At 65.1% G+C, this 14042-nt stretch carries 14 protein-coding genes; 7 read left to right on the top strand and 7 right to left on the bottom strand.

The features are described from left to right. Positions 1 to 23: 23 nt before the first annotated feature. Together pyrE and ACYCVF_RS19785 are read left to right on the top strand one after the other, a co-directional pair. Entirely contained in the window at positions 24 to 587 is a 564-nt protein-coding gene (pyrE, locus tag ACYCVF_RS19790; RefSeq protein WP_028176382.1) for an orotate phosphoribosyltransferase, read from the top strand. Positions 588 to 832: 245 nt separating this feature from the next. Then, positions 833 to 1579 (top strand): DUF2865 domain-containing protein, encoded by a 747-nt coding sequence (locus tag ACYCVF_RS19785; protein WP_459599690.1) that lies wholly within the window; start codon positions 833 to 835, stop codon positions 1577 to 1579. A gap of 122 nt (positions 1580 to 1701) precedes the next feature. Here the strand turns inward: ACYCVF_RS19785 and ACYCVF_RS19780 are convergent, their stop codons facing one another. The 7 genes from ACYCVF_RS19780 to ACYCVF_RS19750 form a co-directional block, all read right to left on the bottom strand. Further along, a complete protein-coding gene (locus ACYCVF_RS19780; RefSeq protein ID WP_459599120.1) occupies positions 1702 to 2133 on the bottom strand; it encodes a hypothetical protein in 432 nt (143 codons plus the stop codon). A gap of 120 nt (positions 2134 to 2253) precedes the next feature. Then, entirely contained in the window at positions 2254 to 2952 is a 699-nt protein-coding gene (pdeM, locus tag ACYCVF_RS19775) for a ligase-associated DNA damage response endonuclease PdeM (RefSeq protein ID WP_459599118.1), read from the bottom strand. A gap of 148 nt (positions 2953 to 3100) precedes the next feature. Continuing rightward, positions 3101 to 5689, bottom strand: coding sequence for a ligase-associated DNA damage response DEXH box helicase (locus ACYCVF_RS19770; RefSeq protein WP_459599116.1), 2589 nt, complete (start codon positions 5687 to 5689; stop codon positions 3101 to 3103). A 77-nt stretch (positions 5690 to 5766) separates the two neighbouring features. Further along, complete coding sequence (locus ACYCVF_RS19765) at positions 5767 to 6132, bottom strand: nuclear transport factor 2 family protein (RefSeq protein ID WP_459599114.1); 366 nt, start codon at positions 6130 to 6132, stop codon at positions 5767 to 5769. A 111-nt stretch (positions 6133 to 6243) separates the two neighbouring features. Next, positions 6244 to 6594, bottom strand: coding sequence for a RidA family protein (locus ACYCVF_RS19760; protein ID WP_027575148.1), 351 nt, complete (start codon positions 6592 to 6594; stop codon positions 6244 to 6246). A 133-nt stretch (positions 6595 to 6727) separates the two neighbouring features. Beyond that, positions 6728 to 7645 (bottom strand): CE1 family esterase, encoded by a 918-nt coding sequence (locus tag ACYCVF_RS19755; RefSeq protein ID WP_459599111.1) that lies wholly within the window; start codon positions 7643 to 7645, stop codon positions 6728 to 6730. 3 nt (positions 7646 to 7648) lie between these two features. After that, positions 7649 to 9307 (bottom strand): FAD-binding dehydrogenase, encoded by a 1659-nt coding sequence (locus ACYCVF_RS19750; protein WP_459599109.1) that lies wholly within the window; start codon positions 9305 to 9307, stop codon positions 7649 to 7651. 263 nt (positions 9308 to 9570) lie between these two features. Between ACYCVF_RS19750 and ACYCVF_RS19745 the strand changes: the two genes are divergently transcribed. The 5 genes from ACYCVF_RS19745 to ACYCVF_RS19725 all read left to right on the top strand — a co-directional run bounded on the left by ACYCVF_RS19745 (position 9571) and on the right by ACYCVF_RS19725 (position 14007). After that, entirely contained in the window at positions 9571 to 10098 is a 528-nt protein-coding gene (locus ACYCVF_RS19745; RefSeq protein WP_459606595.1) for a hypothetical protein, read from the top strand. A gap of 109 nt (positions 10099 to 10207) precedes the next feature. Beyond that, positions 10208 to 10402 carry a hypothetical protein gene (locus tag ACYCVF_RS19740; protein ID WP_459599105.1) on the top strand — a complete coding sequence of 65 codons (195 nt, stop codon included), beginning with the start codon at positions 10208 to 10210 and terminating at the stop codon, positions 10400 to 10402. 24 nt (positions 10403 to 10426) lie between these two features. Continuing rightward, positions 10427 to 11017 (top strand): SCO family protein, encoded by a 591-nt coding sequence (locus ACYCVF_RS19735; protein WP_459599103.1) that lies wholly within the window; start codon positions 10427 to 10429, stop codon positions 11015 to 11017. A 241-nt stretch (positions 11018 to 11258) separates the two neighbouring features. Then, on the top strand, positions 11259 to 12191 hold the full coding sequence (locus ACYCVF_RS19730; RefSeq protein ID WP_459599101.1) for a transporter substrate-binding domain-containing protein: 933 nt from the start codon (positions 11259 to 11261) through the stop codon (positions 12189 to 12191). Positions 12192 to 12363: 172 nt separating this feature from the next. Continuing rightward, complete coding sequence (locus tag ACYCVF_RS19725; protein WP_459599099.1) at positions 12364 to 14007, top strand: lysine--tRNA ligase; 1644 nt, start codon at positions 12364 to 12366, stop codon at positions 14005 to 14007. Positions 14008 to 14042: the final 35 nt, after the last annotated feature.

The raw sequence follows: 14042 nt of genomic DNA, 5'->3' as shown, positions 1-14042 counted from the left end.
AAAACCCCGTTCGAGGGACCGCCGTGTCGAAATCCGCCTCCCGCGCCCGCCTGTTCGAAATCATCCGCCGGCGCTCATTCGGCCGCGGCGAGGTGACGCTCGCGTCGGGCCGCAAGAGCGATTTCTACTTCAACCTCAAGCCGACCATGCTCGATCCTGAAGGCGCGACGCTGCTCGCCGAGCTGACCTATGAGGCGCTCAAGGACGACCAGCTCGATTTCATCGGCGGGCTCGAGATGGGCGCCGTGCCGCTCGCCGGCGCGCTGGCGCAGATCTCCTGGATCAAGGGCCATCCGATCGCGGCCTTCTTCGTGCGCAAGAAGCCGAAAGAGCACGGCGCCAAGCTCGCGATCGAGGGCCTGCCCAAGGGCGAGACGCTGGCGGGCAAGCGCGTCGTGATCGTCGAAGACGTCACCACCACGGGCGGTTCGGCGATGAAGGCGGTGGAATCGGTGCGCGAGGCCGGCGCCAATGTGGTGCTGGTGCTCACCATGGTCGACCGCGAGGAAGGCGCCACCGACACCTTCGGTGCGGCCGGCCTGCCGTTCCGCTCGCTTTACAAGGCGTCGGAGTTCTTGAAGGCGTAGGAGGACGAGAAATTCTCCCTCGACATGCCTGAGCGTGCCCCGGGAGCAACGCCGTCCGAGAAAGCTGCGCGCGGCCATAAAGAGATCACCGCCTCGTCTTGAAACCGCCTCCACGCAACCGCTCATTTACCATCGCGCATTACGGTGAATCGTGAGCTGGAGACCTCTAACGGTCCTGGTCGGTTCCGTAGCGTCGGGTGGAGTGAGCCGTGCGTACAGTGTTGTCCCCTACGCTGCGTGGCGCGATGTTCGCAGCCGTCATGGTGGCGGTTCCCATGCTCGCGGCCCCGGCCCCGGTTGCGGCCGAAGGCCTGTTCGACTTCCTGTTCGGCGGAATGCAGCGGCCGCAGCCACAGCAGCCAAACTCCTCCGATCCCTTCACAGGCCAGCAGAATCCGCAATATGTACCTCCGACCCGCTCGGCCGCAGCCAGCGGCTCGGGCCCGGCTTTCTGCGTGCGCAGCTGCGATGGCAAATATTTCCCGCTGATGCGGGGCGCCGTCTCACCAGCGCAGATGTGTCAGGCCTTCTGCCCCGCCACCGCCACAAAGGTCTATTTTGGGTCCAGCATCGACGGCGCCTATTCGCAGACCGGCGAGCGCTACGCCGACAGCGAGAACGCGTTCGCCTATCGCAAGGCGCTGCGCGCCGACTGCACCTGCAATGGCCGTGAGCCGGTTGGCCTCGCCCCGGTCGACCTGGCACTGGACTCCTCACTGAAAGCCGGCGACGTGATCGCCACCACCGACGGCCTCGTTGCCTATACCGGCATCCGCGTCGGCAACGACCAGGCTGCGGACTTCACCCCGGTTGCCTCCTACCCCGGCCTCACTGCGCAGGTCCGCGCGCGCCTCGGCGAGATGAAGGTGGCGCCGGTGCGCGCTGATACGGTGGCGGCGGATGCGCCGGCCGCCGAGATCGTGCGCGAGCCAGTGCCTGACGTGACGGTGCCGAAGACGCAGAAGCCGGCCAAGCGCGCGGGATTGGACTAGCCTTACGCGCCGATAACAGAGCCACCATTGCGAGGAGCCCTCGCGACGAAGCAAATCCAGAATGTCTCTGCGGAAGGATTCTGAATTCCTTCGGTGCGCTCGCAAAGACAGAGACGGTTACGCTATCTCCCGATGATCACACCGATCACGTTCGGCGCCGCCAGATATTTCTCCTCGATTGCCGCGCGCGCAGCGGCGCGGTTTTCCGGCGTCAGGAGACCGCGCTTCTCGGCCAAGATCATCCAGCAAAATCCCCACCAATCGGTCAGCATGCCAGCTTCGTCGACGAGGTCATAACCCTGCTCGGCCGCGAAGATGCGCGCATGCGCCTCGTCCAGTGTGTCGAGAAACAGATGGTCCTCGGTCGAGAACAGATCGTCGCTGATGTCATTGATGGTATAACCCCAAATCGACTGGCACACCGCGTTGAACTCGCGATCGAACTGGTCGTCATCGACCGCGTAGCGCCGGGCCGCCTGATGCAGCCGTGACAGCGAGCGGGCGAAATCGGCGATCCGGGTCAGGGCAAACTGGTCGAAGGCAATGGTGGACATGTAGTCCTCGCAAAGTCTGATAGCCGCTAGATATTGTGCCGGCAGGTGCGCCGAATCACAATGATATATCAAAGACTTGCTAAGTTGTTCTTAATTTGTTCCGAGCTCGCGGCGGCCGCCTCAGCAACAGCGCGAGGCCGCAATGGCGTGGACGCGGCGGTCGCCGAGGAGGTGGGCGACGAAACCGTTCTTTGGAAAGATGCTGGCGAAGGCAGCGTCGCGGATGCTGAGGCCGCCGGCATAGGCGCCGAAGGCAGGCATCACGGCACGAATCCCGTCACTGGCGAAGCAGCGACGCTCCATCGATCGGCCGCGCGCGGCGACGCGCGCCTTCGGATGCAGGTGGCCGGCGATCTCGCCCTGCGCGCCGGTCGGTTCGTGGCGGAAGGTGATCGGACCGATCGCGACCTCGTCAGCGACGGTGCCGCCGAGATCGCGCGGAAGCATGGGATCGTGATTGCCCGATATCCAGATCCAGTCGCGGCCTGCCTGAAGCGCGGTCACGGCGGCGCGGTCCTCGGCCGACAGGCGCTCATGCGCGGTGCGATCGTGAAAGCTGTCACCGAGCGCGATGACGATTCGCGGATCATGGCGGGAGATGACGGCAGCGAGCCGGCTCAATGTCGCGAGCGTGTCGTAGGGCGGCAACAGCACGCCGCGGGTGGCGAAGCTCGAGCCTTTTTCCAGATGCAAATCGGAGACGACGAGCAGGCGCTGCTCTTCCCAGAACAGCGCACCGGAGAGATCGGCCTGGAACGGCACACCGGCGATTTCCAACGCAAGGGTCGAGGCGATCGATGGCGCAATTTGCTCAGTCATGGCCGGGCACAGCAGTCCGAAGAACCGCGGCGCTTTCGCTCGTCGGTGCCCGGCCATCCACGATCGTCGTGCGGCAAAGACGTGGATGCCCGGGTCAAGCCCGGGCATGACGATGGGGATGGATCAGCGCGCCTCACTGGCAAATTCTCTACGACATCGCCTCTTTGACGAGTTCGTCGGCCGCTTCGGCCAGGAGCTCGTCTGCAGCTTCGCCATAGACTGACTCGCGGCCGATTTCCAGCATTACGGGGACCGCCAGCGGGGAGACGCGGTCGAGTTCCCGGTGCGTGATGCGGCCGTGGATTCGGGCGAGCATGTCGCCGAGGCGGCGCAGGTCTAGCAGGCCGGTGGCGGCATCCGCCCGCGCGGCGCGCAGCAGGACGTGATCGGCCTGGTGCTTGCGCAGCACGTCATAGACGAGATCGGTCGAGAATAGCACCTGACGGCGGCTCTTCTCTTCCCCGGTGTGGCGGCGCGCGATCAGGCCGGAAATGATCGCGCAGTTGCGGAAGGTACGCTTCATCAGCGCGGATTCGGCGAGCCAGGCCTCGAGGTCGTCGCCCAGCATATCGGGGTCGAACAACGCGTCGAGGTCGATTCGGCCGTCCCGGATCATGAAGGAGAGATCGCCGAGCGCCCAGATCGCCACGGCATATTCGTTGGCGACGAAGCCGAGCGGCCGCGCGCGGGCGCGCTCCAACCGGCGCGTCAGCAGCATGCCGAGGGTCTGATGCGCCAAACGCCCCTCGAAGGGATAGCAGACGAGATAGTGCTTGTTGGCGCGGGGAAAGCTCTCGACCAGGAGCTCGCGCACCGCCGGCACGCGCGAGACGTCCTTCTGCAGCGACAGCCAGTGGCGCACCTGCTCCGGCAGGCCATTCCACGCGCGGCCATCATCGAGCAGGCGGCGCACGCGCTCGGCCAGATAGGTCGAGAGCGGGAACTTGCCGCCCATATAGGATGGTACCTTCGGATCCTTGTCATGCGCGCGCGAGACATAGACTTGGTCCTCGACCAAGGTCTCGTAGCGCACCACCTCGCCCGAGAACACGAAGGTATCGCCGGGGCTCAAGCCCTCGATGAAGGCTTCCTCGATCTCGCCGAGCAGCCTGCCACCGCGCGCGATCACGCCGGTCGAGCCGCCTGCCTTTCCTTGACCGCCGCCGCGCGAGCGCACCAGCCGCACCTTCAGCATATCGTCCTCGACGATGGTGCCGACGTTCATGCGGTAGCTCTGCCGCACCTTCGGATTGGCGACGCGCCAACGGCCTTCCTTGTCCTGCTTGATGCGAGCGAAGCGCTCGTAGGTCTTCAGCGCGTAACCGCCGGAGGCGACGAAATCGACGACGTCGTCGAAATCCTGCCGCGACAGGTCGGCGTAGGGCGCGGCGGTGCGAACCTCGCGGTAGAGATCATTGGAGAGAAACGGCTCGCCGCAGGCGCGGCCGAGCACGTGCTGGGCCAGCACGTCGAGCGCCCCGAGGCGCAGCGGCGGCGTGTCCTGCGCGTTCTCAGCAATGGCATCAATGGCAACGCGGCACTCCAGCACCTCGAAGCGGTTGGCCGGCACCAGCACGGCGCGCGAAGGCTCGTCGAGGCGGTGGTTGGCGCGGCCGATGCGCTGCATCAATCGCGAGGAGCCCTTGGGCGCACCAATATTGACGACGAGGTCGACATCGCCCCAGTCGACGCCGAGGTCGAGCGAGGAGGTGCAGACGACGCCGCGCAGCCGGCCTGCCGACATGGCGTCCTCGACCTTGCGGCGCTGGGCGACGTCGAGCGAGCCGTGATGCAGCGCGATGGCAAGGCCGTCGTCGTTCATGCTCCAGAGATTCTGGAACAGCATCTCGGCCTGGCTACGGGTGTTGACGAAGACCAGCGTGGTCTTGTTTGCCTTGATCAACTCGTAGATTTCAGGGAGCGCGTGGCGCGCGCTGTGGCCGGCCCAGGGCAGCCGCTCGCGCGTGTCGAGCATCTCGACCACAGGCGGTGCCGCTCCCCCGGCGACGACGACGTCGGCAGCGGCTTCCTTGCCGTCGGGCTGCGGCACCAGGAAGCGCGCGAGCTGATCCGGCTCGGCCACGGTCGCCGACAGGCCGATCGCGCGCATCTGCGGCGCAAGGCGCCAGAGCCGCGCGAGCCCGAGCGAGAGCAGATCGCCGCGCTTGGACGTCACCAGCGCATGCAGCTCATCGAGCACGATGCGCTTCAGGGAGGAAAACAGGTACGGCGCGTCGTCGGAGGACAGCAGCAGTGCGAGCTGCTCGGGCGTCGTCAGCAACACGTCCGGCGGATAGCGCCGCTGCCGCTGCCGCCGCGACACCGGCGTGTCGCCGGTGCGGGTCTCGACCTTGATCGGCAACGCCATCTCCGCGATCGGCCGCTCCAGATTGCGCGCGATGTCGACGGCGAGCGCCTTGAGCGGCGAGATGTAGAGGGTGTGCAGGCCGCCGGCGCGTCGCACGCTGCGGCCGGTGGAGACGAGATTCTTCTTCGCGCCCGCGTCTCGTTCGACTGACTGCGCCGACAGCTCCACCAGCGTCGGGAGAAACCCGGCGAGCGTCTTGCCGGCGCCGGTCGGCGCAATCAGGAGCGCCGAGCGGTCCTCGCGCGCCTTCTCCAGCAGCGCCAGCTGATGCGCGCGCGGCGACCAGCCGCGGGCTGCGAACCACGCCTGAAAGCGATCCGGCAGCAGGGCGGCCGGCTCGGCCGATGTTTGGAGGATACGGGGCGGCACAGCACGAGAGGTAAGCCGCAGGAGCGGATTCGTCGAGGGGTGGCCCTTCCCGCCTGCGGCGAGAAGGGCAAGAGGTCTCACACCCCGGTCGGCACCTGGTCGAGAAATCCGGTCACGCTGCTGATGCGCCCGTCCCTCAGCACGGCAAAATCAGTGCCCTTGATCGGGCTGTCGGCACCATCGGGGCCAAGCCCCCACGAAAAGCGGATGCGATCGCCGTAGCCGTCGGGCTTGCCGATCAGCTTGAATGCAAAATCGGGAAAGCGCTGCTGCACGCCTGCGATCAGCGCCTCGATGCCGTCCCGGCCATCGCCCCTCATCAAGGGATCGACATAGCTTGCATCCGCCGTCCAGCTTTCGCTGAGCAGCTCGCGGCGCCGGCCGGCGGTGCGCTCGTTCCAAAGCTCGATATAGCTATGGGCGATGATGATGGGGTCGGTCATGATGCTCTCCTTCGATGGTGCCGTATTCGGCTGACCGTGACTATCGAAGGCTTGCGCGCGCCGATCGATTACCTCGGAGGTCATCGGCGCGCGCAGGGTACCGTGCAGGCGCTACTTCGCCGCCGTCACCATGATCTCGACGGTGTATTGCGGAGCGGCTAGCTTGGCTTCGACGGTGGCGCGCGCCGGGGTGTTGCCGGGCGACACCCAGGCGTCCCACACCGCGTTCATCTCGCCGAAGGTCTTCATGTCGGTGATGTAGATCGTTGCCGAGAGCAGCTTCGACTTGTCGGTGCCGGCCTTGGCGAGGTGGCCGTCGATGGTCGCCAGGATGTCCTGGGTCTGCTTCGTCACGCTTTCGCCGGCCGCCTTGTTCGCGACGACGCCGGCGAGATAGACGGTGTTGCCGTGCACGACGACCTGGCTCATGCGCGGACCGGTTTCAAAACGCTGAATGCTCATCTGGGCTCTCCTGGTGGAATGGCGGCCCTGTCTAGCCCAGCACCTCGCGCTCTGCCACCCCGAGCACGCATGCGTGGCCGGGCACGCATGCGTCGCGTGCGGCGGATGCGTCACCGCCGATGCATGCGTCGCTTTACGGAAACTGGCTGAAGAACGTCCAGATCGTCTCGGCACCGTCGATGTCGGCGTTCTGGGGCCCCAGCAGGCCAGCGGCGACCTTCGGGAAGCGGGCATCCGGAGAAAATCCGGGCACGCGGTGGCCGCCATGGTTGACGCGATAAAGCACCACGTCGTGTCCCCGAGGACAGCGTGAGGAGATCCGCGTGACCGTGGAATGGTCTGCGGGCGCCCTGTCTGGCAAATCAGTCACCTCAGTGTCATCGGTTTCGCAGCCATTGAGCCTGCGCCAGAATGCCAGCGTCTCGTCCGTCGACCAGAACCCGTCCGCGGCAAAGTAGCTCGCTCCGCGTCCACCGCCGTAGGGGACCAGCAGGTCGGCGGTGCCGTTCATGAGCAGCATTGGAAGCGGCCGTGCCGGATGACAGGTGACGGCGGCCTCGTCAGTGAGATTCATGATCACGCTCGCGGCAGCCGCAAACAAATCCGCACGTGCGCAGGCCATGGTCATCGCCATGGCGCCGCCATTGGAGATGCCCGCGACGAAGACGCGCTTTGCATCGGCCGCGCCGTCGGCGACCAGCTTCTCGACGAGCTTTGCGATGAAGGCGACGTCATCGGTACCCGTCGGTGGTCCGCGCAGGGCGGGCCCCGCCTTCGTTCGCGCGTCCGCCCATGCATTGTTGAGCCCGTCCGGATAGACCACGGCCAGACCCTCGCGCTTTGCAACCTGCGGCCAAGCCGTCCGCGTGATCATGTCGGCGCCACGCTGGGTCTTGCCGTGCAGCACGATCACGAGCGGCGCAGGCCTCCTGGCGGGCAGCTGCGCGGTGTAGGAGCGCTTCACGCCGTTGACGTCGATCGTATCGGCGGATGCAGCTGAGGCTGCTGCCAGTGAAGCGGCCAGCGCCCCGACATGCAACCATCTTCGCACGATCTAACCTACCGCTTTCGCTGCGGCACGGCCCGCATTGCGGCCCGAGAACAGGCAGCCGCCGAGAAAAGTGCCCTCCAGCGAGCGGTAGCCATGCATGCCGCCACCGCCGAAGCCGGCGGCTTCGCCGACGGCGTAAAGGCCGGGAATGACGTTCCCCTCTTCTCCGAACACGCGGGAGTCGAGATCGGTCTCGAAGCCGCCCAGCGTCTTGCGGGTGAGGATGTTGAGCTTCACCGCGATCAGCGGCCCATGCGCGGGATCGAGGATGCGGTGTGGAGAGGCGGTGCGGATCAATTTATCGCCGATGTAGCGGCGCGCATTGTGGATGTTCATCACCTGCGCATCCTTGACGTAAGCATTGGCGATCTCGCGGTCGCGCGCCTCGATCTGCATCTTGATGTGCTCGAGCTTGAGGAGATCGCTGCCGGCGAGCTTGTTCATGGCCGCAACGAGTTCCTCGAGCTTGTCGCGGACGATGAAGTCGACACCATGGCGCTTGAACGCCTCCACTGGTGCTGGCGCGCCTTTGTTGGTGGCCCGGCGCAAGGTCATGCGCCAGCTCTTGCCGGTCAGGTCGGGGTTCTGCTCCGACCCCGACAGCGCAAACTCCTTCTTGATGATGCTCTGGGTCAGGATGAACCAGGAATAATCATACCCCGTGGACATGATGTATCTGAGTTGGCCGAGCGTGTCGGAGCCCGGGAACAGCGGCGCAGGAAGCCGCGTGCCCGTGGCGTCGAACCACATCGAGGACGGGCCGGGCAGGATGCGGATACCGTGACGCGGCCAGATCGGCGACCAGTTCTGGATGCCCTCGACATAGTGCCACATGCGGTCGCGGTTGATCAGCCGCGCGCCTGATTTCTCCGTGATGCCGATCATGCGGCCATCGACATGCTCGGGCACGCCGGAGATCATGAATTTCGGCGGCTCGCCGAGCCGCTTCGGCCAGTTTTGCCGCACCAGGTCGTGATTGCCGCCGATGCCCCCGGCGGCAACGATCACGGCCTGCGCCTTGAATGCGAATTCGCCGACCACGTTGCGGGAGGAGCTCCTGCCGCGCTCGACATCGTCGGGCGCGAGCACGGAGCCGCTGACGCCATCCACGGTACCATTGGTGACGGACAATGCATCGACGCGATGGCGGAATCTGAAGATCAATTGGCCCCTCTTCACCGCCTCGCGCGCGCGGCGCTCGAACGGCTCGACGATGCCCGGTCCGGTTCCCCAGGTGACGTGAAAGCGCGGCACCGAATTGCCGTGGCCCATCGCATCGTAGCCGCCGCGCTCGGCCCAGCCGACCACTGGGAAGATGCGATGGCCCATCGCGCGCAGCCAGCCGCGCTTCTCGCCGGCCGCGAACGCGACATAGGCCTCCGCCCATTTGCGCGGCCAAAAGTCCTCGTCGCGGTCGAATCCGGCGGTGCCGAGCCAGTCCTGCATCGCGAGCTCGAACGAGTCCTTGATGCCCAGCCTGCGCTGCTCCGGCGAATCGACCAGGAACAATCCGCCAAACGACCAGAACGCCTGTCCGCCGAGCGACTGCTCGCCTTCCTGGTCCAGAACGATCACGCGCTTGCCCGCGTCCGCGATCTCGGTGGCGGCGACGAGGCCCGACAGTCCCGCACCGACGACAATGACGTCAGCCTCTTCAGCCATGCGCTTCCCCCTTCATGGATTTCCCCTGTAATTGCCCGGATTGAAGCCAGCGGTTGTAACTGAGATCAAGAGCCGGCGCGTAAGACCTCATTAACTTGTTCCACTTTGGGCTAGAGACCGGCAGACTGCAGCGCGGACGCAACACTGGATTTGAATTTGTTTTGAGTCAGCCGGCCTGCCTAGACAAAACCTCGGTTACGACAGACGCTAGCTGTGCATCACCACCTGACACGCAGATTCGAATACGACTGGGGCGGGGGACAATGAAGTTTCTGACCGGGTTGCTTGCGTCGACTGTCCTGATCGCGAGCATGGGGGCTTCTCACGCGGTGGTTCGTATCGCGGATGACCGCGGCGGCCGGATTGGAACCTACGTCGACAAATACCAAGACCTGCGTCAATCAGGCGAAACCGTCATCATCGACGGCCTCTGCGCCTCGGCCTGCACCATCGTTCTCGGCGCCATCCCGCACGATCGGATCTGCGTCACCTCGCATGCGACGCTCGGCTTCCACGCCGCCTGGGATTTCGGCTCCAACGGCCGCGCCGTCACCAATCCTGAAGCAACCCAGATGCTCTACTCGATGTATCCATCGCAGATAAGGCGCTGGATCGGCCAGCGGGGCGGGCTAACCCCGCGGATGCTCTTCCTGAAGGGCAAGCAGCTCGAAGCCATGTACAAGCCCTGCTACCTGGACGCGCAGGCCTCGACGGCCAAGCCGTCACGCCGATCTGTCCCACAAGCGGAACAGCAGCCGCTCGAATCCGCTCGGGGGCAGCTCCTTCACTGATATTTGCAGCCCGACCAGATTCTAAGCGCCAGCGGCGGCGCCTTGCCCGCCGGCGGGGTAAAGCCTATTTGAAAGCCTGGGAACAGGGGCCATCGCCCCGATCGTTGTCATGGCTCAACCACCGCATCCAGCACAGCCTCTATCGGACAATTCGCCCACTGCCGGCCGGACACCATCCGTGCTGCTGTGGGCTGGCGCTGCGACCGGCAGTCTCGTCGTGACCGGCGCGCTGGCGCTCTGGTTCCACTATGGCAGCCAAGTGTTCTTCGAAATGATCAGGACGGGCTTGGCCGCCTGCTTCTGACCTGCGACAGGAAGTTTTCCGCCCATGAGCTCCGCCACCCGTCCGCTGGTGATCGCGACCGCTTTCGCCGCAAGCCTGCTTGTCGGGCTCCTGATCTTGTTCTGGGCCATGGGCGGGGTCAGCAAGGTGGCGCAGCCGGCCGCCATCGGCGGCCCGTTCCAGCTCACCGACCAGAACGGCAAGGCCGTCACCGACAAGAGCCTCAAGGGCAAGCCGACCCTGATCTTCTTCGGCTACACCCATTGCCCCGACGTCTGCCCGACCTCGCTGTTCGAGATATCGGAAGTCCTGCGCGCGATGGGCAAGGACGCCGACAAGGTCAATGCCATCTTCATCTCGGTCGATCCCGAGCGCGACACGCCCGCGACGATGAAGGACTACCTGTCTAGCTTCGATCCCCACCTTCAGGGCCTGTCCGGCGCTCCCGCCGAGACCGCCAAGGTCATCAGCTCCTACCGGGTCTACGCCAAGAAGGTCCCGACCAAGGACGGCGACTATACCATGGACCATACCGCGCTGATCTACCTGATGGACCGCGAAGGGAGGTTCGTTTCGCCATTCAATTTGAAGCGGACGCCGGAAGAGGCGGCTGCGGATTTGAAGAAGTATCTCTGAGGGCGACCGTTCGGGCCCACGTGCTTCCACATCGTCATGGCCGGGCTTGACCCGGCATCCACGCCTAAGCCCGCGGGACGGAGAACGTGGATGCCCGGGCCTTCGCCTCGCCGAAGCGGCTTCGGCCGCGCAGGCGGGACAAGCCCGGCATGACGACCGTCGCCGCATTCCGGGCTCGCGTTCCCGCCGGGATGGTCTATAAGGCCCTCCGATCCCAACGAAATTCGTTCATTTCCGGCCGATGGCTCCATCGCAACAGGCGAAATCGTCTAAATATGCCCGTAGCTTGCTGACGGGGCTGGTCATCGGCGCCTGCCTGCTCACAGGACTGCCCGGCGCCGAGGCGCAGGCTCCCGCCAAGCGCCCCCCAGCGGCGCCCCAGGCCACGCAGGTCGCCCCCCAGGCGGCCCCGCAGGCCGTGCCCGGCTTTTGGGACCCTCGCCGGCGGCCGGAGCGGCCGGACCTGTCGCGCCTGACCGTGATCCGCTTCCTGACAGAGACCGACTACCCGCCGTTCAATTTCACCGGCGCGGACGGCAATCCGGCCGGCTTCAACGTCGATCTCGCCCGCGCGCTTTGCGAGGAGATCAAGGTCACCTGCACCGTACAGATGCGCCGCTTCGAGACCCTGGTCGATGCGCTCACCTCCAACAGGGGCGATGCCATCATCGCCTCGATGGCGGTGAGCCCTCAACTGCGCGCGCGGGTCGACTTCACCGATCCCTATTACCGCGTGCCTGCGCGCTTCGTCTCGCGAAAGGACGCGGTGATGCCGGAGATCCGGCCCGAATATCTCGAGGGCAAGAAGGTCGGCGTCATCGCCGGCTCCGCGCATGAGGCCTATCTCAAGGCGATGTTCACCGACGCCGAACTGCATGCCTATCCCGGTGATGACGCGATGCGCGCAGCTTTACGCAGGGGCGAGGTCGATTTCATCTTCGGCGACGCCATCGCGCTGGCGCTCTGGGTCAACGGCACCGATTCCGGCGATTGCTGCGCCTTCTCCGGCGGTCCCTTCGTCGAGAGCCGTTTCTTCGGCGAAGGGATCGGCATCGCCGTGCGCAAGGGCAACGACGTGCTGCGCCAGGCCCTGAACTGGGCACTGTTCCGCGTCTGGGAGAAAGGGCGCTATACCGATTTGTGGCTGCGCTATTTCTCGGTGAGCCCGTTCTAACCAGTCGATCGTCATTCCGGGGCGCCGCGAAGCGCGAACTATGGTGCGCAATTGCGCACCTGAGAATCTCAAGATTCCGGGTTCGATGCTGCGCATCGCCCAGGAACGACGACCAAGACCGTTTTTGCATTTGGCCCGGAAATCGCTATTTTCCGCGGCCCGGAGGCCCCTGATGTCCGTTGTCGATCTTGCCGCGAACCCGAGCGATCTTCGTGCGCTCGCCGAACAATCCAACGCCTGGCCGTTCGAGCAGGCGAAGGCCATTGTCGCGCGGCTGAAGAAAAGCCCGAAGGACGAGGTGCTGTTCGAGACCGGCTACGGTCCCTCGGGCCTGCCGCATATCGGCACGTTCGGCGAGGTCGCACGCACCTCGATGGTGCGCCATGCGTTCCGCGTGCTGACCGAGGACAAGATCAAGACGCGCCTGCTCGCCTTCTCCGACGACATGGACGGATTTCGGAAGGTACCCGACAACGTTCCCAACAAGGAGATGCTGGCGGAGCATCTCGGCAAGCCGCTGACGCGAGTGCCGGATCCGTTCTCCAACGAGTATCCGTCGTTCGGCCACCACAACAATGCGCGGCTGCGCGCCTTTCTCGATCATTTCGGCTTCGACTACGAGTTCGCGAGCTCGACCGACTACTACACGTCAGGCCGCTTCGACGCGACGCTGCTCAAGATGCTCGCGGCCTACGACAAGATCATGGAGATCATCCTGCCAACGCTGGGGCCGGACCGCCGCGCGACCTATTCGCCGTTCCTGCCGATCAGCAAGTCCACAGGGGTCGTGCTCCAGGTGCCGATGATCCGCCGCGACGTCGCCGCCGGCACCGTGACCTATGTCGATCCAGACACAAATCAGGAAGTTGAAACGCCCGTCACCGGCGGCAACGTCAAGTGCCAGTGGAAGGCCGACTGGGCGATGCGCTGGGTCGCACTCGGCGTCGACTACGAGATGGCCGGCAAGGATCTCATCGATTCCGTTAAGCTCTCCGGCGCGATTGCCAGGGCGCTCGGCGCCACGCCGCCGGAAGGCTTCAACTACGAGCTCTTCCTCGACGAGAAGGGCCAGAAGATCTCGAAGTCGAAGGGCAACGGCCTCACCATCGACGAATGGCTGCGTTACGCCTCGCCGGAATCGCTGTCGCTGTTCATGTATCGCGAGCCGAAGGCTGCCAAGCGGCTGTATTTCGACGTCATCCCGCGCAACGTCGACGACTATCAGCAGTTCATCGATGGCTTTGCGAAGCAGGACGCCAAGCAGCAACTGGGCAATCCGGTCTGGCACATCCACAACGGCAATCCGCCGAAGGGCGACATGCCCGTTACCTTCCAGCTCCTCTTGACGCTGGTGTCGTCGTCGAATGCGGAGAATGCCGAGACGTTGTGGGGCTTCATCGGCCGCTACCGCCCCGGCGTGAGCCCGCAGACGCATCCCAAGCTGGATGCGATGGTCGGCTACGCCATCAACTATTATCGCGACTTCGTCGCGCCGACGAAGCAGTTCCGGGTGCCGACCGAGACCGAGCGCGCCGCGCTTCAGGATCTGCGCGATGCGCTGTCGCAGCTTCCGCAGGAGTCATCCGCGGAAGACATCCAGAACGTCGTCTACGAGATCGGCCGTCGCGAGCCCTTCCTCGACCAGGTCAAGAAGGGCAAGGACGGCCGCCCCGGCGTCACGCTCGACTGGTTCAACATGCTCTACCAGGTGCTGCTCGGCCAGGAGAAGGGTCCGCGCTTCGGCTCCTTCGTCGCTGTCTACGGCCTTCAGAACGCTGTCAACATGATCGACGGCGCACTGGCGCGGAGCGCGTAGACAAGCGGCAAACTCGTAGCGCGGATGAGCGCAGC

The sequence above is a fragment of the Bradyrhizobium cedriense genome, assembly GCF_054602315.1.
This window is presented reverse-complemented; position numbering and strand designations above follow the sequence as displayed.